At 43.3% G+C, this 19471-nt stretch carries 19 protein-coding genes and 1 riboswitch; of the genes, 11 read left to right on the top strand and 8 right to left on the bottom strand.

The window, feature by feature from the left end; genetic code table 11:
- Positions 1 to 22 precede the first annotated feature (22 nt).
- Positions 23 to 1702 carry an N-6 DNA methylase gene (locus tag QWZ07_RS03020; RefSeq protein WP_192852810.1) on the top strand — a complete coding sequence of 560 codons (1680 nt, stop codon included), beginning with the start codon at positions 23 to 25 and terminating at the stop codon, positions 1700 to 1702.
- 32 nt (positions 1703 to 1734) lie between these two features.
- On the opposite strand, the gene QWZ07_RS03015 is transcribed toward QWZ07_RS03020, so the two are convergent.
- The 7 genes from QWZ07_RS03015 to QWZ07_RS02985 form a co-directional block, all read right to left on the bottom strand.
- Positions 1735 to 2493, bottom strand: a complete 759-nt coding sequence (locus QWZ07_RS03015; RefSeq protein ID WP_192852811.1) for a hypothetical protein — start codon at positions 2491 to 2493, stop codon at positions 1735 to 1737.
- A gap of 1 nt (position 2494) precedes the next feature.
- A complete protein-coding gene (locus QWZ07_RS03010) occupies positions 2495 to 3508 on the bottom strand; it encodes a response regulator transcription factor (RefSeq protein WP_192852812.1) in 1014 nt (337 codons plus the stop codon).
- A gap of 1 nt (position 3509) precedes the next feature.
- Complete coding sequence (locus QWZ07_RS03005) at positions 3510 to 5960, bottom strand: sensor histidine kinase (protein WP_192852813.1); 2451 nt, start codon at positions 5958 to 5960, stop codon at positions 3510 to 3512.
- 3 nt (positions 5961 to 5963) lie between these two features.
- Positions 5964 to 6395, bottom strand: a complete 432-nt coding sequence (locus QWZ07_RS03000; protein ID WP_192852814.1) for a hypothetical protein — start codon at positions 6393 to 6395, stop codon at positions 5964 to 5966.
- On the bottom strand, positions 6389 to 6763 hold the full coding sequence (locus QWZ07_RS02995; protein WP_192852815.1) for a hypothetical protein: 375 nt from the start codon (positions 6761 to 6763) through the stop codon (positions 6389 to 6391). Before QWZ07_RS02995 ends, QWZ07_RS03000 begins: the two co-directional genes overlap by 7 nt.
- The gene (locus QWZ07_RS02990; protein ID WP_192852816.1) at positions 6763 to 6990 is read right to left on the bottom strand and encodes a S24/S26 family peptidase; all 228 of its coding nucleotides are present in this window, start codon (positions 6988 to 6990) and stop codon (positions 6763 to 6765) included. Before QWZ07_RS02990 ends, QWZ07_RS02995 begins: the two co-directional genes overlap by 1 nt.
- A gap of 264 nt (positions 6991 to 7254) precedes the next feature.
- On the bottom strand, positions 7255 to 7929 hold the full coding sequence (locus QWZ07_RS02985; RefSeq protein WP_192852817.1) for a glutathione S-transferase family protein: 675 nt from the start codon (positions 7927 to 7929) through the stop codon (positions 7255 to 7257).
- A 498-nt stretch (positions 7930 to 8427) separates the two neighbouring features.
- On the opposite strand from QWZ07_RS02985, the gene QWZ07_RS02980 reads away from it, so the two are divergent.
- The 10 genes from QWZ07_RS02980 to thiM all read left to right on the top strand — a co-directional run bounded on the left by QWZ07_RS02980 (position 8428) and on the right by thiM (position 17236).
- A complete protein-coding gene (locus tag QWZ07_RS02980; RefSeq protein WP_192852818.1) occupies positions 8428 to 9525 on the top strand; it encodes a YdcF family protein in 1098 nt (365 codons plus the stop codon).
- Between the two features lie 130 nt (positions 9526 to 9655).
- Positions 9656 to 9907, top strand: coding sequence for a DUF2999 family protein (locus tag QWZ07_RS02975; protein ID WP_009844829.1), 252 nt, complete (start codon positions 9656 to 9658; stop codon positions 9905 to 9907).
- Positions 9908 to 10153: 246 nt separating this feature from the next.
- A complete protein-coding gene (locus tag QWZ07_RS02970; protein ID WP_192852819.1) occupies positions 10154 to 10882 on the top strand; it encodes a helix-turn-helix domain-containing protein in 729 nt (242 codons plus the stop codon).
- An 85-nt stretch (positions 10883 to 10967) separates the two neighbouring features.
- The gene (locus QWZ07_RS02965) at positions 10968 to 11885 is read left to right on the top strand and encodes a DMT family transporter (protein ID WP_192852820.1); all 918 of its coding nucleotides are present in this window, start codon (positions 10968 to 10970) and stop codon (positions 11883 to 11885) included.
- A gap of 99 nt (positions 11886 to 11984) precedes the next feature.
- A riboswitch (TPP riboswitch) is annotated at positions 11985 to 12096 on the top strand.
- A 96-nt stretch (positions 12097 to 12192) separates the two neighbouring features.
- Positions 12193 to 13101, top strand: a complete 909-nt coding sequence (gene thiD / locus QWZ07_RS02960) for a bifunctional hydroxymethylpyrimidine kinase/phosphomethylpyrimidine kinase (protein WP_192852821.1) — start codon at positions 12193 to 12195, stop codon at positions 13099 to 13101.
- The gene (locus tag QWZ07_RS02955; RefSeq protein ID WP_192852822.1) at positions 13091 to 13849 is read left to right on the top strand and encodes an ABC transporter ATP-binding protein; all 759 of its coding nucleotides are present in this window, start codon (positions 13091 to 13093) and stop codon (positions 13847 to 13849) included. The genes thiD and QWZ07_RS02955 overlap by 11 nt, the downstream gene beginning before the upstream one ends.
- Positions 13842 to 14657, top strand: a complete 816-nt coding sequence (locus tag QWZ07_RS02950) for an ABC transporter permease (protein WP_192852823.1) — start codon at positions 13842 to 13844, stop codon at positions 14655 to 14657. The genes QWZ07_RS02955 and QWZ07_RS02950 overlap by 8 nt, the downstream gene beginning before the upstream one ends.
- 118 nt (positions 14658 to 14775) lie before the next feature.
- Entirely contained in the window at positions 14776 to 15732 is a 957-nt protein-coding gene (locus tag QWZ07_RS02945) for an ABC transporter substrate-binding protein (RefSeq protein WP_017067315.1), read from the top strand.
- A gap of 8 nt (positions 15733 to 15740) precedes the next feature.
- Entirely contained in the window at positions 15741 to 16421 is a 681-nt protein-coding gene (gene tenA, locus QWZ07_RS02940) for a thiaminase II (RefSeq protein WP_192852824.1), read from the top strand.
- A gap of 29 nt (positions 16422 to 16450) precedes the next feature.
- Positions 16451 to 17236, top strand: a complete 786-nt coding sequence (gene thiM / locus QWZ07_RS02935) for a hydroxyethylthiazole kinase (RefSeq protein ID WP_192852825.1) — start codon at positions 16451 to 16453, stop codon at positions 17234 to 17236.
- Positions 17237 to 17373: 137 nt separating this feature from the next.
- Here the strand turns inward: thiM and QWZ07_RS02930 are convergent, their stop codons facing one another.
- Entirely contained in the window at positions 17374 to 19317 is a 1944-nt protein-coding gene (locus QWZ07_RS02930; RefSeq protein WP_192852826.1) for a methyl-accepting chemotaxis protein, read from the bottom strand.
- Positions 19318 to 19471 lie beyond the last annotated feature (154 nt).

Below are 19471 nucleotides of genomic sequence, written 5' to 3'. Positions count from 1 at the left end.
AGTTCGTAAAGGAAAAACAAAAATGAATCCGCACTCATTGCCTAAGAAAAGAGAGCTTGGAGCTTACTATACACCACCCGAGCTAAGCCAAATTCTTGTAGATTGGGCGATAACAAGACCAGAAGAAACAATTTTAGAGCCTAGTTTTGGAGGGTGTGGTTTTTTCGATAGCTGTATCAAACGATTGCAGGCCATAAACTGTGGCTCTCCAGATCAACAGCTTTATGGTGTTGATATAGATAAACACGCTTTTGATATTTTGAGTCAGAAATTTGGGCGCGTTGTTGATACAAAAAAGCGCTTTATTAAAAGTGACTTTATTTCAGTTCAACCTGAAGATTTTTTGACGAACAAATTTGATGTTGTGCTTGGCAATCCTCCTTATGTTTCAATGCACAATATGACAAAAGAGCAGCGTGAGTCTTGTGACAAAATTTTGCAAGCATCTCCTTTTTCTGACGTAACTATGGGGCGTAATGCAAGCTTATGGGCATTTTTCCTGTTGCATAGCCTGTCATTTATTAAAGAAGGTGGTCGAGTTGCTTGGGTTTTACCAAGTAGCTTGCTACATGCTGATTATGCTAAGAACCTCATTGATATCCATCAGAAGCACTTCAAGAGCGTAAAGCTTATTAAATTAGCAGAGCGCTTTTTTAGAAGCGAAGGGGCTAAAGAAACATCAATTATTCTTATTGCTGATGGTTTTAGCTCAGCTAAAATCAACAATGGCGGTGTTTCTGTCGATTACGTTGATACATTAGAAGAGTTAACGTTGAGTCTGACTGAAGATGTTACAAATACTGCTTTTAACTTCGGAAAGTATAAGCTTGACCTACTGCCCCAATGTGTAAAGGAAGTGTATGAATCTTTATCTTTTAAAAGATACGCACATCCACTTAGCCAGTACTTAGACATAAAAATAGGTATGGTTACCGGTGCCAATAAGTACTTTGTCATAGACAAAAAAACAATAGATAAATACAACCTTCCAGAAGAATGCTTGAGGCCGGTAGTAGGGCGTTTCCCTTCATTTATTGGAGTGAAACATTCTGTTCCAAGGCAAAGAGCTATCCAAAGAAACAATAAGCGGGCTTACTTGGTGCATGCAACGCCGGAACAAATGCAGGACACATCTAGTCCTGTAAGTCAGTACTTGTCACAGGTTCCAGTTAAAGAAATAGAGGACAATCGCACATTTAAAAAGCGACCTCATTGGTTTGCTCCTGATGACAATATAATCTCCGACGCGTTTATGTCTTATATGATCCATCTTGGCCCAAGAATGGTGATCAACCAAGGAAGAATTAATTGTACCAACTCAATACATAAAATCTTCTTTCGTGATAAGAATATGAGTGCAGATAAAAAGCTAGCTATTGCTATGTCACTACTTTCTAGTTATTCGCAACTTTCCGCTGAACTAGAAGGGAGAGCATACAGTTCTGGTGTGCTGAAAATCGAGCCAAGTGCAGGTAGAAAAATAGAAATCCTGTTAACAGATGAATGTGTAAGTGACCTTAAACGTGCTGTACCTGAAATAGAAAAGCATATTAAAAACAATTTAATGGACGAGGTTACAACTATCGTTGATAATATTCTTATAAGTAACAACCTCGTAACAAAAGAACAGTGTATTCAGTTGGTAAAGGGGGCTTATTTTTTGCGAAGAGAGCGCTATAAAGGTGTAAAAAGTCATTTATAATAAAAAAGGCTAACGAAAGTTAGCCTTTTTTATTATTCCAAGCGATGAAGAGTGTTTGATCTAGATGTGTTGGTTAGTCTTGTTAAAATGGCGTCATAATATGGTTTGAGCCATATGTTTTCAGAATCAATAATATGCTTTTTCCAGCCACTATCATTGATAACACTTAAGCCTCCTAGTTCGAACTCCCTTAGAACATAATCTAATAACATGATAATGTCATATGGTTGCTGAGGCAGGCGAGGGTGATCAATTGGAGAGAATAACTTATAGTGAACATCGTCATCAATATTTAAGTATTCAGGCTCAAAATTACCACCATATTGAAGGTGAAACTTCGGCCGAGTTCTATCATCATTGTTTGTGTCAAAATCGAAATGAAAACGGCGTAGAACATGATAGCCATTTTCAAGAGGGTAGCTGTTCCATTCCTCAGGAATATCATCACATGACTCTGTGTGTTTAATCATTAGATTTACACACAAGCATTGTTCTATAATAGTCCTATTTTCAATTTTTATTACACCACCGATTGATATGAAATATTTCCTATTTCCACCCTTAGGGTTTTTGTATTGGAATATAATATTGGGTGAGATAGGAATATTGCCGATCCATGCCTTTTTATTACGAATAGCACTACTAAGGGTGCTTTGTAGTTTACTAAAAAATTGATGTAAATTATCTTCTTCTGAGCGTGGCAATTCGGATGATTGCGCAAGTATATGTTTCGAAAACTGGTTTAACACTTTGAGATAGTTATTTGTAAAGTCACGATCAATGATATACATACTAACTTATCTCAATAATTCGTGGATTTCTGAAAAAAGGTTCTTTTGGCAGAGTGTCATCAAACAATGAGCATGTAACATGTACTGGGTGAAGTTCATGTTGTGCTTCTCCTGCAACAATGCCTAAGCTATCAGGGTAGTGTTGATCACATACAGCGCAACTTGATAAGTCATCTTCTTTTGCATGCAGTAATTTAGCCGCAGCTTCTTTAAAAGGTCGGTTTTCTAGATATTTTTCAGGGTCATTTCTTGTATAAATATTGTCCTCTAGTGATATGCTCCACCAACGCTTATCAAATGATTGATTGAAAATGCCTTTATATAAAGCATCGTTAAACTCACCAGAAATTCTTTCGAAGTATTCTAGGCTTACTCCTAATAGTGCAGCAGCGCCTGAACTACTGACTAAAGGGCCTTCTTTTCTCAATAGGGAGCGTGCCAACCATGAGAATAACCTAAGGTTAAGGCTATTATTAAGCTCTCGCGGAGGAATGTGATCGCCGTTTACAACCTCACCAAGATCTGACTTTGATAGTGTTGGTTTAATCAATATTTCAATATCTTCCTTGATGTCTTCTGGGCATTGAATCAGTCTCAAAAAACCTTCAACAGATCTGCACATTTTTAGCGCAGTATGGCTTTCGATATCGGCTTTACACGCGGTGTGGTTCTCAAGGAACTTGTTACCGATAAATAACTCGAAATCGCCAATTTGATTGGTCGGTGATCTCTTGACTGAAATTAAGTAAATAGGAGTATTCTCTGTATACGAGCGAATAACAGAATACAGTGATGTTCCTGTTTTAAATAGCGACGTAGGTTTATCGAACATGTAGTCAACAATTATTAGATCGTATTCACCAGTTTCACTTTTTGCCAGCTTTCTTTTTAGTTGTGTTGCATCGGGCATAATAAGATCATAAGTAATGCCCTCTCTTTCTTCCAATACCTTCAAAAGGTTTGATCGTGGATGATCAGTCTCTTTAGCCTTATCATCAATAACTAGAATTTTCATGTTAGTTTCCAATTGTTATCTGCACTTCGGCATTCCAATGAGCCGATGGTTCGACAAATTTTGCATTTCCTTTGTACTTCCTAAGAATATTCTGAACAATGTTGAGGCCGAGTCCAGAACCCTTACCAAGGTTGCTAATTTTGTCATCACTTATTTTGGATGAAACTGAACTATATAATTTTCCTTCCGGGTCATAAGTTTTTGCTTCAAATACTCTATCCCAATGCTCTTTTTTAAGCCCAATACCGTTATCTTTTACAGTAATGTAGTGAAGCCCTTCATCCTCTCTTATTACTGAAACATGAATAAAACGTTCTTCTGAGTCGCTTGCAATAAGTGATTTTATGCTATTAGAGATGAGGTTGATGAGCACGGAATAGGCTTCTGCCTGATTAAGTTTTGGGACACCTAAAAAGGGCTTGACCTTTTCAAATTCCAATTTGATATCGTATTGTTTCAAGAAGAAACTAAATCCTGTTTCGATGCGCTTGAACAAATTATGATAAGTGATTTTTTTATTAGATTTACCAGTTGAATCAGAAAATATTTCAAATAGTTCAAATAAATCATCAAAAGATTTTTGATAATCACTGGCACTTTGTGCCATCGATAATAGCTCTAATTTTATGTCTTGATTATCAATCTTATCTGCGATCAATTTGAGTTGAGCCGATTGGCTAGTTAATGTCTGTGCAATACCTTTAACTTCATGGGCAAATACAAAAAGTAACGGTGCAGTGGCAGAAACAGCTCGCAGCAGCTCAGACTCAGCTTCGAGTTCTTTATATTGAGAAAGTAGAAATGCTTGGGCGGTATTTTTTTGCTCAACGTTTTCCTTTGATATGATATTTTCTATAGAAGGAGCTTCAGGCTCAACTGGGTTTGGTGGAACCGGAACTTTAGCTTCAGGTGTTGATTGAAACTCTGAAACTGGATTTTTATTGTTTTTATTAGGGTCGCTTGATTCCCATTCCGTAATTGCATCTATTTCGCTATCAACGGCCGCTTCTGAAGACCATAGAGTATTAATCGCTTTGGTTATTCTACTCTCAGTACTTTCGTACTTGTTCCCTACAGACTCTTCGAAAGCTTGGACAACAGATTCGTGACGTTTTTTACGTGAACGAATTAGCCACGCTTCGTAGTTGATAGTTGCCCAATCTAGTGATATTCGTATTGCTTTTCTTAAGCTTTTAAAGTTATCGTTTTCAACAAGACCTTCACGGTCCATTTTTACTTGCAATGCTTCAACTGCCTTCCCTTGGATAGTTACTTCACCGATGAGTGATCGTGTACCTGGGTGATTAAGCATAGCGCGATTAGGACTCTCAATGCCCAACTTCCCAGCTAGATCCTGTAGATCGAGGAAGTCACTAGGACCACGGCGACGCGAAATATCGTGAGCAATGCGTAGCCAGTCATCACCTTCGTTTACATCACCATATGGATAAACTCTAAATCCATTTAGGTAAAGTTTGATACCGGCATGAATTTCAGTGACATCCTTTAATACTGAACGAGTTAAAAGAGTAGAATCCCTTCGGTATTCGATGCCGTCCCTGCTTTTTAATGGGACTATGTGAATTGTAAAAGAAACCCCACTAAGTGGAATAAACTGTTCACCATCGTATGAATAAGTTTGTTTTTCTGAGTCTTTGCTCTCGAGTTCGAATGAAATAGAACCATTTTCATTGATTATACCGTTAACAGTTCCCCAACCAGAGGTCAAAAGCTTTTCATCAGCTTTAAATGATGCGCTGCCAATGAGCTCTTTAAATTCAGGAGCACGAATACTAGCTTCAAAACCAGGATCTTCTTCAAAACGTTCTCGTTTAACAGGAATGGTGATTGAAATAAGTGTGATGCTCTTTAGGATCATTTTGAAGTCACGCTCAGTAACTCGTTCACGCAGCCGTTTGAGTTTTAAAGTTGTGCCTACAGTTCCTTCACTTGATTGGTAGCTTTGGTATTTACAATGGACATTTGACAGGCGTTTTCCTGCCTTGAAATCCTCCCAGTCAAATTGAACCGTTGTATGTTCATAACCGTCAGATACCTTAGCGCATGTTGTTAGTTCTAGGTGCTCTGCCAAACGCTGGCAGGCAAAGCGGCCAATGCCTTTATTACCTGTGACAGGGCGTCCGTAGAGCTTGCTAACGGGGTTCAATCGTTTGTTACTTGTGCCAATGGTCATCCAATGGTTTTTCACGGTATCGAAACTCATACCTAAACCATGGTCTGAAATAATTAACTCCGATTGACCTAGATCATCGTCATTGATGTTGGCTAGAGATACGTCGACACTCGGGCTATCCGCATCGTAAGCATTCTTTATTATTTCTGAAATACCAATATGGTTTCTACTAACTAGTCTTTCACCTAGTTCTCGAATGAGCTGAGCATCTACGTCGAAGGTGAGTGATTTGGTTTTTAAGTCTCTTTTCTCTATCACGATTTAAGCTCCGAGTTCTTCAGACAAAAAGTGCTTGTTTGCTAAGGTGAGGATGATGCCTGCAGGGCTAGTTCCATTGAAAAGTGAATAAGTGTAGAGCATACCGTTGTTCATATTTCCAAAGTTGAGTTTACCCGTTTCGTTAGAGTGACGTTCGTCTTTCAGATGTAAGTTAATACGACCATTTAAGACCATTTTGTCCTTGTCTCTTGCCCACATAGGTTTTAATAATGATTTTTCTGTGTCATTGAGGACAAAGTACATGCGTAAGTTGGTGAAAACTAACCAACACTGTTGAGTGTCACTTTTGAAAAGAAGCAGTGTATCTGCATCTTCAATATTTTCGTTATTATTGAACTTTTCGAAGCTACGGATTGATTCGATAACTTGCTCTTTCTTGCTAAAGCTTGAGCGACCTAATAGAAAATTTAACATGACTTACTCCGTAGGGACTTTTTCTGAAGATAGTTCTTGACAAGTAATCGTGGCAGTACTACAGGCCAACCAGCACCAACAAATACGCTAGCAGTGCGACTGATTTCAAAAATATCTGCAGCAGCACCAACCATACCCGCAATTCCTGCGCCAATACCCCACATCAAGAATACGCCGATGCCTTTAAAACCAGTATATGAAAGTTTTAGGTAACTATTCTTCTCAGTAGATTTAGACGTGCAAAAATCAAGGATTACAATAAGTAGACCGAAAAGTGCAGATGCGAGTCCAAAAGTTATAACAGTATAACTTTGGTTCGTAGCGTCACCAAGAAGCGCTAGGTCTAATACTAATTTGAATGAATCCATCACTTCTTCTCCATCACAAACGCAACTCTACCAATAACTTTCACCTCACCTTTTTCGACTGTTGGAGTTGAGCGACTAAATTTGATCGCAAGTTTTTTACCAGGTAAATGCTGGATATTATTTTGAGAAAGTAGGCCGTCCATATCTACTAGGTGCTGGCCGCTTAATGCTTGGTGAACTTCTTTATCGACAATGAATCTAGTTTCATTGTGCTTGGTGCACATCATATACAAACCACGCTCAGATGGACTTAAAGGCTCGTTTAAAAGCCTATGAAATGTTTTATGACATATAGAATATCATTATGATCTCATATCAAGTAGCTCTAAATCTGTATTTTATGACTTGCAACAGTTACTTACGAATTTGAGGTTACTTATTCAATACGCAGGTTAGTGTGATGGAGTCAGGATGGGTGGGTCGGTTATCTTGGAGTAATCAAGGTGAAGTAAACGGCCCAGGAAATTGCTATTGGGCCTCATTGTCAGACTCTACTTCGCATAATTCGAAGGAAACAGTGCTCGTTTCGCTTCTTCATCACGTTCGGTTTTAAATTCAACGCCTTTACCAATCTCGCGAGCGCGAATTGCAGCTGGGCGAGTGTTGATTGCGTTAAACCAACGCTTCAAATTCGGGTAAGGTTCTAAGCCTTCTTCACCAAGCACGACAGGCGCTTTATCAATCCAACCCCATGCAGCGACATCGACAATGGTGTACTCATTTCCGACGATAAATTCACGACCTTCCATGTGCTTTTCTAACACTTCGTAATGACGTTGTGCTTCACGTAGGTAACGGTTCACAGCGTAATCTAGGCCTGCTGGCGCTGCATGGCGAAAGTGTACCGATTGACCTGAATAAGGACCAAGACCGCTCGCGATAAACATCATCCAAGAGAGCAGTTCAGCTCTGTCTTCTGGTTGTCCCCCAAGCTCGCCAGTCTTCTCTGATAGGTACAAAAGGATAGCGTTAGAATCGAACACGCGCTGTCCATCGTCTTCAATGGCTGGTGTTTTACCGTTTGGGTTAATCAAACGATATTCCGGCGTGTGTTGCTCGCCCTTTAAGGTATCAACAGGAACAAGTTCAAAATCTAGGCCTGTCTCTTCTAGAAACAGAGCGATCTTCATTGGGTTGGGTGTTTGGTGAAAATAGAACTTAAGCATGGGGTAACTCCTTGTATTGATAATCCATTAAAGCACCACTTGAACGATCGTTCAATAGTTGATTTTGAATTATTTTAAAATACGTCGATTCGCATTTAGCGGCCATATGTTTAGAGCTTCGTTATCTGTGGGGAGGATCAACATCTAACAATTCGGTGTGTTGGATTTTAAGTTGTTGAAAAAATGAGCTTAAAGTTGCTGTTTGGGCGTGTTGTTTTCTGCGGAGTTTGGATTTGTGATGGATGGTTTTCGGTGGAATAGGGCGTATGTAATCCTCAGTCAGATATTCCAAAATGATCGGTGAATTCCCCTTTAAACCAAAATTATCTCGATGCGCAGGCTTATTGGTAAGTTCAAAATCGTGATCTGTTGCCACACCTTATGCAACAAATGAATATTAACCTCGGATATTCTGGTGTGGTTCACAGTTTTTTAATCTTAGGGACTTACATTGGGGAGCAAATCTGATGTGAACACTTAACGACACAGGATCTTTCCATGAAAAAGAACATTATCGCCCTCGCTCTTGGTGGCATGCTCGCTTTTGGCGCAACACCTTATTCTTTTGCTGCTAACGATGGCGCAGTACAAGCTTCTGCCGATTACGCGCAGTTGGTGACTAAGCGACAAGTTGTCGACCAATTACTTCTTGATGCGTTGCAGGCGTTTAAGTCTCCGGCAAGAATTTCTCACGCGGGCTTCACGGCTAAAATGCCAAGCAACATGGAAATAGTGACTAACCGATTGTTAGAAGCTTACCAGCTAGAACCTTACCGTACTGACTTGTTGATCTCGGCAGCGAACGCTCAGATCTACAACAAGAACGCAGAACGCGCTATTGAGTTGTTTGAACAAGCACTGACGGTTGCGCCAGACGATGTCGACCTTCATGCGTATCTAGCGGTTTGGCAGCGATTTGAAGGTAATGACAGTGAATCGAATAAGCACATGGAGAAGCTGGAAAGCCTGAATAAAGGCAAAGCAGAAGACATCAAACGTATTTTTGCAACGGTCGACCGCGTGTTAGAAACATCTCTTAAAGAGTCTGCGGATAAGGGACTGTTGAGCGACCACGGTGCCATCGTCACTTTGGGTTACGCGCTTAACCCTGATGGTTCTATGCATGAAATCTTGATTGAACGTCTTGAAACGACATTAGCAATGTCGAAAGCTAACCCAGACGCGATGATCGTGTTAACCGGCGGCGTGCCTAAGAACCATAAGACTGAAGGCAAGTTAATGGCGGATTGGCTTATCTCAAAAGGGGTAAGCAAAGACCGCATCATTGAAGAGAACTACGCGACCAGCACGGTAGGCAATGCCTTATTCAGTAGCTATGCGCTTGCTCGTCATGATATTAAGCACGCGACCATTATTAGCTCGGCAAGCCATGTTCGTCGTGGTCAAACTCTGTTTGAAATTGCTAGCTGGCAAACGGGCCCTCAGGGCATTACCTTCGATACGGTTTCTTACCCAGATAAGCCGCTAGAAGATCTTAAGAAAGCGAGCAGTGGTGAGCTTCTAGGCATCTACCGTGATGCACTGAGAACGTATGGTATGTGGAGCTACCGCTCTTACCCATTAGAGTCTCGCTAAGCCCAAGCATTATTTGCGTTTGGGAAAAGCACAGTTCGTGTTAAACCAAAGCTTCACTTGCTAGTACAATCGAGCACAGCTAGATGGTATGCTGTGCTCCTACTTAATTTAGTGTTTCAAAGGCAAAAAAATGAACCCGATTTTAGCGATGTTGAAAGAGAACAATATTAGCGACGAGCAGATCAGCGAGATATTCAAGACGTTGACTGAGAACCCTCTTGCAGCAATGGCGACAATCAGCCAACTTGGTTTACCACAAGATAAGCTTCAAATGCTGATGGGTCAGGTAATGCAAAACCCTGCGCTAATCAAAGAAGCAGTTGAAGAGCTTGGCCTAGATTTTTCTAAGGTTGAAGCCGCTAAAGAGCAACTTCAAAAATAGTAGAGTGTGAATGAGTGATTTTTTAGGGAGTGATAGCCGATTCGGTTAACTGTTCTTGAGATCGCGAATTTGACTCCAATAAAAAGCCGTTTGAGTATCAATACTTAAACGGCTTTTTTGATCCGACTTAGAACAGGCTCGACAGGGGAGACGACAAAAACACTAGCCCGATGTGACTCCCTCGCTTAAATCATGTAATTTCGTTTTAACACTCATGTTTCAATAAACTGAATTCCGGCGTTGCTCATGAAATCTAGCTTAAGCATTCGATCTTACACCAAGCAATTTAATACCCATGCTCATGATGACCATCATCAATTGGTATTGCCGATCCAAGGCAGTATTAACATCGAGATGGTGGGGTATGTCGGCAAAGTGGCCGTGGGCGAATGTGTGGTAATTCCGGTAACCACAGCGCATGCGTTTAAGGCGGATGAAGCCGCGCGGTTTATTGTCGCAGATATGGCAGAGTTGCCGCAGCACTTGTTAGAGCATGAGCTCTCGGTTTTCACGATCACACCGCCTTTAATGAGCTTCTTGCTGTTCGTTGAGAAGCAGCTGGAATATCAGGTCGATAGTGGCATTGAGTCATCAGTTTTGGATGTGTTTTCACTGCTGTTAGAGCAACAACAAGTCAGCAAGAGCATCGACCCAAGAATCCGTGCGGTACAAAGATTGATAGCGGATAATTACGCCCAACCTCTCTCTATATCTCAACTTGCAGAAACGGCCTGTTTGAGTCCCACTCAATTCAAAAAACGCTTCAAAGAGTGCTTGGGTATCAGTGCGCTTAAATACATCACTCGATATCGTATGGAGAAAGCTCAAGCCTTGTTAACTCATACCGATCTACCCGTTCAATTGATCGCTGAAAATGTGGGCTATAGTGATGTGTCTGCTTTCAGTCGTCGCTTCTCTCAGCATTTTGGAATGTCTCCAAGGGCGTTTTTGGGTTCGATGAAAGAGAGTCTTTAGAAACAACAATAGCGTCCTTTCGGCAAACTAACTTATATCAATCTTCACTATTATCTATTTCAGAAATGAAAATTGGGTAATAGAAATGAATCTTGCCATCAATCGCGTTAACGAATTCCAAATGGGCACTTTGGCCATCTTGTTTGCTTCTATTTTATGGGGCACGACGGGCACCGCCGCAAGTTTTGCGCCTGATCTAAGCCCATTAGCGATTGGTGCTTTCTCTATGGGCGTCGGTGGTCTAATGCAAGCGGGCTTGGCGTATCGACAAATCCTATTCGCTTTCGACAAACTTATGCAGAACAAGAAGCTGTTGACAGTGAGTGCTTTGGCTTTAGCGGTCTATCCTTTAGCTTTCTATTCTTCAATGAAATTATCAGGCGTGGCGATCGGTACCGTGGTTTCGATTGCTACCGCACCTTTCTTTTCTGCACTGTTAGAGTGTCTTATTAGCAAAAAGAATAATATCAACCGACGTTGGCTTACTAGCTTTGCGATTGGTGTGGTAGGTATTGGGCTGTTGGTGTTTTCAGAATCTTCATCGGCGAATGAATCCGGTGATGCTCTCAAGCTGTTAGGTATTGGCTTAGGTCTGGTCGCTGGGTTGTGTTACGCCATTTATTCTTGGGCGACCAAAGCACTGATCGATAAAGGGATTAAGTCACAAGCGGCGATGGGCAGTATTTTTGGCCTCGGTGCGATGCTGTTGCTGCCAACGCTCTGGTTTACTGGTGATAACCTGTTTTCCTCACAGACCAACGTATTAGTCATCAGTTATCTTACGCTGATTCCACAATGTTTGGGTTATATCGCGTTCAGTTTTGGTTTACGTCACGTCACCGCGAGCAGTGCCAATCTGCTGACCTTGTTTGAACCAGTAGTCGCAGCGGTGCTTGCCGTTTGTGTTGTCGGTGAGCTTATTCCTTTTACAGGCTGGCTAGGTATGTCTCTGATTGTTTTGTGCTTGTTTATACAGTCGAAGCCATCTAAAGGAACGTTATAAGTATTTGTTTTTTTTGAGCCTAATTGAAATTTTTTCATGTGTAATTCTTATAATTGAATAAAATCAGTATCTCAGTTGTGAGAGTGCTGTTACTATCGCTATCAATAGTCGGGGGGCACATACCTTATTTGGTGTTTGCTGAGATCGTTAATCGAGACCCGTTGAACCTGATTCAGTTAACACTGGCGTAGGGAACTATAAGCACTCGATCTACGTCTGCACCCATGAAAACTTTCATGAGCCTAATGCGACTTCTCCTTCGATCAGTGTTCGTTCTCCTACGTCTTGTAAGATAGTAGGAGCGACAATGACACACAGTTCTATTTCAAAAGATTTAACGCCAAAAGCCTCAACTCCAAAACCCTCAACACAGCAGCACTCTGCTGAAGACACGATTCGCACGAATACTCCGATTGTTTTAACCATCGCGGGTTCTGACAGTGGCGGCGGTGCCGGTATCCAAGCTGATATTAAAGCCATGTCTGCTACCGGTAGTTTTGCTTGTTCTGTGATTACCGCTATCACTTCCCAGAACACTCAAGGCGTGTCAGCCATTTTTCCTATTCCACTCGACCATGTCGCTAGCCAGTTAGATGCGGTTTTTACTGATCTCAATATCGTGGCAGTGAAAGTCGGCATGTTGGCCGATTCGCAAATCATCAAAGTTGTCGCGGACAAAATCAAACAATACCAACCTAAACACCTAGTGATCGACCCTGTAATGGTCGCGACAAGTGGTGATCTGCTGTTAGAAAACTCGGCTACCACCACGCTAAAACAAGAGCTGATTCCGCTCGCAGACATCATTACTCCTAACTTGCCAGAAGGCGCAGCACTGACAGGCAAAGCTGTCCCTGAAAGCGAAGCCGAAATGCAGGGCATGATTGAAGACCTACGTGCACTGGGTGCCAAAGCCGTTCTTCTCAAAGGCGGCCACTTAGAGAAGGATGAGAACAGTAACGATTTACTGATTCTGCCAACCACATCTGCTCTGATTAGCGCGAAGCGTTTTCCTACCAAAAACACGCATGGCACGGGCTGTACGCTTTCTTCTGCTATTGCTTCTTTCTTGGCTCAAGGCAACACGCTTTCAGAGGCTGTCGACCTAGGCAAACAATACATTTCGCGCGCGATTGCTCATGCTGATGAGTTGCAAGTTGGCCAAGGTCATGGCCCGGTAAATCACTTCTTCGCTGGGCACGGTAATGTCCGTTAATACGGTGGGTGTTCAACTCAGCAATGCCTCCTTACGTTATAACGACAGTGAGCACGCTACCTTGTCTGGGTTGTCGCTTAGCTTAAACGCAGGTAAGTGGACGGTGTTGCTGGGTCGAAGTGGCTGCGGAAAAACCACGGTATTACGTTATCTGGCAGGCTTGTTGGACGACAAGGTGGAGTGGCAGGGCACATTGGCAACGTCCGATGAACTGCCTTTAACGGATCGCATCGCTTACATGGCGCAGCAGGATTTATTACTGCCGTGGCTGTCGGTTATCGACAATGTATGCCTGAGTCATCGCTTTCAAAATCCAGCTTCTGATAAAGCACTTCAAACCAATCAAGCACTAGAGTTGCTCGCTGCGGTTGGTTTGGTCGATTACGCGAATGCGATGCCAGATCAATTGTCTGGCGGTATGCGTCAGCGTGTTGCTTTGGCTCGCACCTTAATGCAAGACAAGCCAGTGGTGCTGATGGATGAGCCTTTCTCTGCGCTGGATGCGGTAACAAGACACAAGTTACAGAGCTTAGCGTGTGAACTGTTAAGAGATAAAACTGTTGTGTTGATCACTCATGATCCACAAGAGGCGGTGCGTTTGGCGGATAACTTGTATGTGTTGCAAGGCACACCTGCGAGTGCACAGTCATTGTCGGTGCCTAATACAGCTACGCCACGAGTGTTAGACGGTGAATGTGCTGAGTTACAACAAGCGATCTTAGATCAGTTGGAGCGTGATTATGAATGATCTAACGCGAAGCGAAGCTGTGGCTCGTTCAACTAACACACAGATCACGACTAAGCGCCCGCGTCAGATGAATCCCGTTATGCGTTTGCTGATCAGTAGTGCTGTGATTCTCGGTTTATGGCAACTGGTGGTGGTTATCTTCGAGATGCCAAGCTTCATTCTGCCAGCTCCCGAAGAAGTCTTCATCAAGCTAATTGAACGTTACGACGTGCTACTCAAACACACTTGGGTGACTGCGCAGGAGATCTTACTTGGTCTATTGCTCGGTTTATCCATGGGGCTGTTTTTCGCCCTACAGATGTTGATGTTCGAACCGCTGAAACGTTGGTTGTTGCCTATCTTAATTGCTAGCCAAGCGATCCCTGTGTTTGCGATTGCGCCAGTGTTGATGCTGTGGCTTGGTTATGGCATCGCGTCAAAAGTGGTGATGGCGGCGATCATTATCTTCTTCCCTGTGACTACCTGTTGCTACGACGGCCTGCGAAATACACCGACTGGTTATCTTGATCTTGCTAAGACCATGGGTGCATCGAAATGGCAATTGTTGCGTTATATCCAACTGCCTGCTGCGCTGCCAACTTTGGCGTCTGGCATTCGTGTCGCTGTGGTGATTGCTCCAATTGGTGCAGTCGTCGGCGAGTGGGTGGGTTCGAGTGAAGGGCTGGGTTACCTAATGCTGCAAGCCAACGCACGCATGATCATTGATGAGATGTTTGCGGCCTTATTCATCTTGGCGGTGCTGTCTATCTCGCTCTACTTCATCACAGACAAATTACTCAAAAAAGCTATCCCTTGGGAGAACCAGTGATGGTTCGCTCAATAACTCTTTGTTTAATAAAGCTTCGCTCACGCTATTTATCTAAACAAACCTCGTTAAAAATTAGCTCTAGAAACACAATAATAATATTCAAAAGGAAAGGTTAACTATGAAAAATACCAAATTGGTAGGTGCAGTGGCACTGCTTGCTTCGCTAGTTTCAGGTCATGCATTGGCGGATTCTGAACAAAAGAAACTGACACTGATGTTGGATTGGTTTGTGAACCCGAACCACGGCCCGATTGTGATTGCTCAAGAGCGTGGCTACTTTGCTGACCAAGGCTTAGAGGTGGAAATCCAAGAGCCAGCTGACCCAAGCACGCCAGCAAAATTGGTCGCAGCAGGTAAAGTCGATCTAGCGGTAACTTACCAACCAAGTTTAACCATGGATGTAGCAGCGGGTTTGCCTCTCGTTCGTGCATCTACTCTTATCGCAACGCCACTGAATACGTTGATGGTTTTAGATAATGGCAAGAACGATTCACTAGCGGATCTGAAAGGCAAAAAGATCGGTATTGCGATTGCGGGTAACGAAGAAGCGACCATCGGTACCATGCTAGCTCAAGAAAATGTTGCATTTACCGACGTGCAAACCATCAATGTCGGTTGGGCACTTTCATCTTCATTGGCATCAGGCAAGGTAGATGCAATCTGGGGTGGCTTACGTAACTTCGAAACTAACCAGTTAGCACTTGAAGGTTTTAAAGCTAAGGCATTCTTCCCTGAAGAGCACGGTGTGCCCGCTTACGACGAGCTTATCTTTGTTGCGAACGCAAAGCAGCACGACGACGAAGCAATCAAAGCGTTCAACAAAGCACTTGAACAAGCAACCACTTACATTGTGAACCACCCACAAGAGTCATGGAGTGAGTTTGTGGCGTATTCACCAGATACGTTGAACAACGAACTTAACCAACGTGCATGGAACGACACACTGACTCGCTTTGCACTTCGCCCTTCTGCTGTAGATATGAAGCGTTACGACGATTACGCACAGTTCATGTTCGACAAAGGCATCATCAAATCACTACCAAAAGCCGCTGATTACGTACCGACTTTTGACTAAGGAATCTCATGAAATACCAAGACTTAATCCAAGCCTGTCAGCAAGATTGGCAAGACTACACCGAGCATGATTTTGTTAAAACGCTGGCGAAAGGCACTCTTGCTCAGCCGTGTTTTCTGCATTACTTGAAGCAAGATTTCCTGTTCTTAAAACAGTATGCCCGCGCTTATGCATTGGCGATTTACAAGGCAAAAACGTTGGCTGATATGCGCCGTGCACTGCCAAGTGTTCATGCGCTGCTAGATTCTGAGATCTCTCACCACGTGACTTACTGTGGTCAGTGGGGTTTAACCGAATCGGATTTAGAAAACGAGCCCGAGGATTTCGGTACAGTTGCTTACACGCGCTACGTTCTGGATGCGGGGATGACAGGTGATCTTGTCGACTTATATGCGGCGTTGGCTCCGTGTTCAATTGGTTACGCTGTTATCGGTAAAGCGCTGTTAGAAAGCAGTGATACTGTATTAGAAGGCAACCCATATGCGAGCTGGTTGCAACTGTATGGCGGTGAAGAGTTCCAGTCTGGTGTAGTAACGGGTGCGGAATACTTCAATCAACTGCTTGCTGAAATTGATATCAACAGCGAGCGCGGTCAAAACATCGTTCATATTTTCAAAACCGCAACGCGTATGGAAGTGGCTTTTTGGCAGCAAGGGCTGAACGCTCTTAATGACTCAATAGCGGCTTAAAAGCGACTTTCACGAATAAGGATTTACCCATGCTAACTGAACAAATCATTCAATCGCTACGCGCAGTACGAGAGCAAAAGCCACTGGTTGTGAACATCACAAACTACGTCGTGATGAACAATACGGCCAATGCGTTATTAGCGATTGGCGCTTCGCCTATTATGGCGCACTCGCAGCAAGAACTGGCTGAGATGATGTCTTTCTCTGGCGCGCTTGTGATTAACATCGGCACGCTCGACAGCGTTTGGACGCCAAGAATGTACCTTGCTGTTGAACAAGCGAATGCGAACAACAAGGTTGTGGTTCTTGACCCTGTGGGTTGCGGTGCTAGTACGCTGCGTACCGAGACTTCTCGTGAAATTGCACGCTTAGCTGACAAGTTGATCATTCGTGGTAACGCGTCAGAGATAATCGCGTTAGCGGGCGAGCAAGCGCAGAGCAAAGGCGTTGATGCGCTAGATAGCAGTGATGCCGCATTAGGCGCAGCGCAATGCTTAGTCGCTGAATATGGTGCGAATGTGGTGATTTCTGGTGAGACAGATTACGTTGTCACCAAAGACAGCGTGGTGACGTTAAACAACGGGCACCCAATGATGCCGTATGTGACCGGTATGGGTTGTACCTTAACGGCATTGACGGGCGCATTTGCTGCTGTTGGAGATGAAAGTGGTTTAGCGGCAGCGGCGGTATTAGGTGTGGTTGGTGAAATCGCAGCTGAGAACTCGCGCGGCCCAGGTAGCTTGCAAATGAACTTACTTGATGAGCTGTATCAATTGGACGAAGAGACTCTGACCCAACGTTTGAAGGTTCAGTAGATTCAATCTAGATCTGTATTCGTAGCTTATTAAAAAGCCCTCAGCACATATGTGTTGAGGGCTTTTCTATTATTGCTTCAAAACCGTATTAACTCGTCGTCGTGTTAGTTATCTCGTTATATGAGCAATTGGCTTCGTTAGGTTCTAAATCGATTCACTTGGCTTTCTAAGTGATGAGCAACTTCGGTTAAGTCGCTCGCGGCACCTGAAATGCTGCTGACAGATTCTTGGTTGCTCTGCGCGATGGTATTTGCACCTTGCGCGTTTTCACCCAACGACTTGGTTAAGCAATCTTGTTCGTCAACAGATACTGCGATCTGGCTGTTGGCCTGATTCAGATCTTGGATGTGTTGGTTAATCACATGCAAATTCTGAGAAGCTTGTTGTGCCTGAGTTGAAGCATCTGAAACCGTGCTGTGGCTCTCTTTGATCGACTCTAACGCATCTTTAGCGCCACGTTGTAACGAGGTGATGAGCTCATCAATTTGGCTAGCTGAATCTTGGGTACGCTTAGCGAGCGTTCTCACTTCATCGGCTACGACTGCAAATCCACGACCTTGTTCACCCGCACGAGCAGCTTCGATAGCAGCGTTCAATGCCAACAGGTTAGTTTGCTCAGAAACGCCTTTGATGACTTCAAGAATGGCACCAATGTTCATCGACTCTTTATGTAGGTCAGTCACTTTCTGGCTGCTGACCTGCATGCTTTCATCGGCGCTGCCAATTTCATGCAGTGTTTTATCTACTTCTTTCAGTCCCATCGCCACATTCTCGGTCGCTTGGTTCGCAACTTGAGAGGCGTGGTTAGCACTTGCAGCAATTTCTGATGTGCTCGAAGCCAATTGATCAACGGCAGAAGAGATATTGATCATTTCATTGTTCAACTGTGTCGCGTTGGTGGAGCTGTTATTGGTCACTTGATTGAGTGACTCCGACATCTCACCAATACGCACACTAGAACGGTTCACTTGACCAACAATATCACGCAGCGACTCGATGGTGATCTCCATGTTGGTCAGCAGTTCGCCAATCTCGTTCTTGCTCTCGATGTTCACTTCAACATTTAAGTTGCCTTGAGAAAGCTCATTGGTGATCTGTTTAACCTGTGCGATGCCTTTGGTAATAGAACGAGTCACCAACACAGCGCTCGTCATACCAATCACCAAAGCCACACCCGTTAGCAAGAAGATGATTTGAACTGAACGTTTTTCACTGGCTTGCAGTTCTGGCGTTAATGCTTGTTTCTGTTGCTCTAGAATACTTTGAGCATCCGCTACCGCGATAGCCAAGCTGTCACCAATCGAGGCAAGAGTCGCAGTTCTTTGCGTGTTCTCGATCATTTGTTGATGAACTTGCTCAAAGCCTTTTGCATACGCTTCACGCTGGTTAGAGAAGTCTTCAATAAGCTCGCTTTGGTAAGGGGATGATTTGAGAGACTCAATGTCGCCTTCAATACCCGGCAACGCGTATTCAAAGATATCTTTACCCGCTTCATAGGTTTTTAGGTCGTTGTTGTTTGAGTAAGTCAATACAGTGATCTTGGCTGCGAGGAAGTTTTCCATCAACATACCCGCGTATAAACTCGCGTTTGGATCGTTGTTGTTGTACGACTCATACAACAAGCTCTGAGCGGCTTTGAGGGCGTTGGTTTCTCGTTTGACCATCTCGACATTCACCAATTGGTCGATGAGCAGCTGGCTCTGTTTCATTGAGCCATAAGCCGTGTCAAATGCCGCCACGCTGTCTTGCACTAATTGCAGGCTAGCTAGGCTATCGGTTTTGGTGGTGGTTTGGATTAAGTTGTTCAGCAGTTCATCAATCGCGAGTTTGCTTGATTGATAATTCGTTTCGTATTGCTCATCCAATGACTCTAAGTAACGTTCAGAGGCTAAACGCATCTGAAGAAAGTGCACTTGAATGTTGCTTGATAATGTCGCCTTGTGGCTGAGCTCACTGTACTGGCTAAAGCCGTTCGACAAGGTTTGGATACCTTTGTAACTCACAAGGCCTGAAATGACGAAAAAGAGTAAGCAGATGGCATAACCCAGCTTGATCTTAAACGCTATAGAAAGGTGGCGCATAACTATCCCTATATTTACCTGATTCCTTCATAGCGAAGTATTCCATAAAACAGCGTTCCGGGCAGGCTTAAGTGAATAGTTTGTGTAATAAGTAACGCTTTCGTTAAAAGTTTCAGGATTTTCGGTATGCTTTCAACGAGTTGTATATTCAATG

This window comes from Vibrio lentus (assembly GCF_030409755.1).
Classification (GTDB): Bacteria; Pseudomonadota; Gammaproteobacteria; order Enterobacterales; family Vibrionaceae; genus Vibrio; species Vibrio lentus.
The sequence above is the reverse complement of the archived record's forward strand: the minus strand, read 5'-3'. Positions and strand labels throughout refer to the sequence as shown.

Excerpts from the sequence above, each read along its gene's own strand:
- QWZ07_RS03020 (WP_192852810.1), top strand. The coding sequence starts at position 23 with ATGAATCCGCACTCATTGCCTAAGAAAAGAGAGCTTGGAGCTTACTAT.
- QWZ07_RS03015 (WP_192852811.1), bottom strand. The coding sequence starts at position 2,493 with ATGTATATCATTGATCGTGACTTTACAAATAACTATCTCAAAGTGTTA.
- QWZ07_RS03010 (WP_192852812.1), bottom strand. The coding sequence starts at position 3,508 with ATGAAAATTCTAGTTATTGATGATAAGGCTAAAGAGACTGATCATCCA.
- QWZ07_RS03000 (WP_192852814.1), bottom strand. The coding sequence starts at position 6,395 with ATGTTAAATTTTCTATTAGGTCGCTCAAGCTTTAGCAAGAAAGAGCAA.
- QWZ07_RS02995 (WP_192852815.1), bottom strand. The coding sequence starts at position 6,763 with ATGGATTCATTCAAATTAGTATTAGACCTAGCGCTTCTTGGTGACGCT.
- QWZ07_RS02990 (WP_192852816.1), bottom strand. The coding sequence starts at position 6,990 with ATGATGTGCACCAAGCACAATGAAACTAGATTCATTGTCGATAAAGAA.
- QWZ07_RS02985 (WP_192852817.1), bottom strand. The coding sequence starts at position 7,929 with ATGCTTAAGTTCTATTTTCACCAAACACCCAACCCAATGAAGATCGCT.
- QWZ07_RS02980 (WP_192852818.1), top strand. The coding sequence starts at position 8,428 with ATGAAAAAGAACATTATCGCCCTCGCTCTTGGTGGCATGCTCGCTTTT.
- QWZ07_RS02975 (WP_009844829.1), top strand. The coding sequence starts at position 9,656 with ATGAACCCGATTTTAGCGATGTTGAAAGAGAACAATATTAGCGACGAG.
- QWZ07_RS02970 (WP_192852819.1), top strand. The coding sequence starts at position 10,154 with ATGAAATCTAGCTTAAGCATTCGATCTTACACCAAGCAATTTAATACC.
- QWZ07_RS02965 (WP_192852820.1), top strand. The coding sequence starts at position 10,968 with ATGAATCTTGCCATCAATCGCGTTAACGAATTCCAAATGGGCACTTTG.
- thiD (WP_192852821.1), top strand. The coding sequence starts at position 12,193 with ATGACACACAGTTCTATTTCAAAAGATTTAACGCCAAAAGCCTCAACT.
- QWZ07_RS02955 (WP_192852822.1), top strand. The coding sequence starts at position 13,091 with ATGTCCGTTAATACGGTGGGTGTTCAACTCAGCAATGCCTCCTTACGT.
- QWZ07_RS02950 (WP_192852823.1), top strand. The coding sequence starts at position 13,842 with ATGAATGATCTAACGCGAAGCGAAGCTGTGGCTCGTTCAACTAACACA.
- QWZ07_RS02945 (WP_017067315.1), top strand. The coding sequence starts at position 14,776 with ATGAAAAATACCAAATTGGTAGGTGCAGTGGCACTGCTTGCTTCGCTA.
- tenA (WP_192852824.1), top strand. The coding sequence starts at position 15,741 with ATGAAATACCAAGACTTAATCCAAGCCTGTCAGCAAGATTGGCAAGAC.
- thiM (WP_192852825.1), top strand. The coding sequence starts at position 16,451 with ATGCTAACTGAACAAATCATTCAATCGCTACGCGCAGTACGAGAGCAA.
- QWZ07_RS02930 (WP_192852826.1), bottom strand. The coding sequence starts at position 19,317 with ATGCGCCACCTTTCTATAGCGTTTAAGATCAAGCTGGGTTATGCCATC.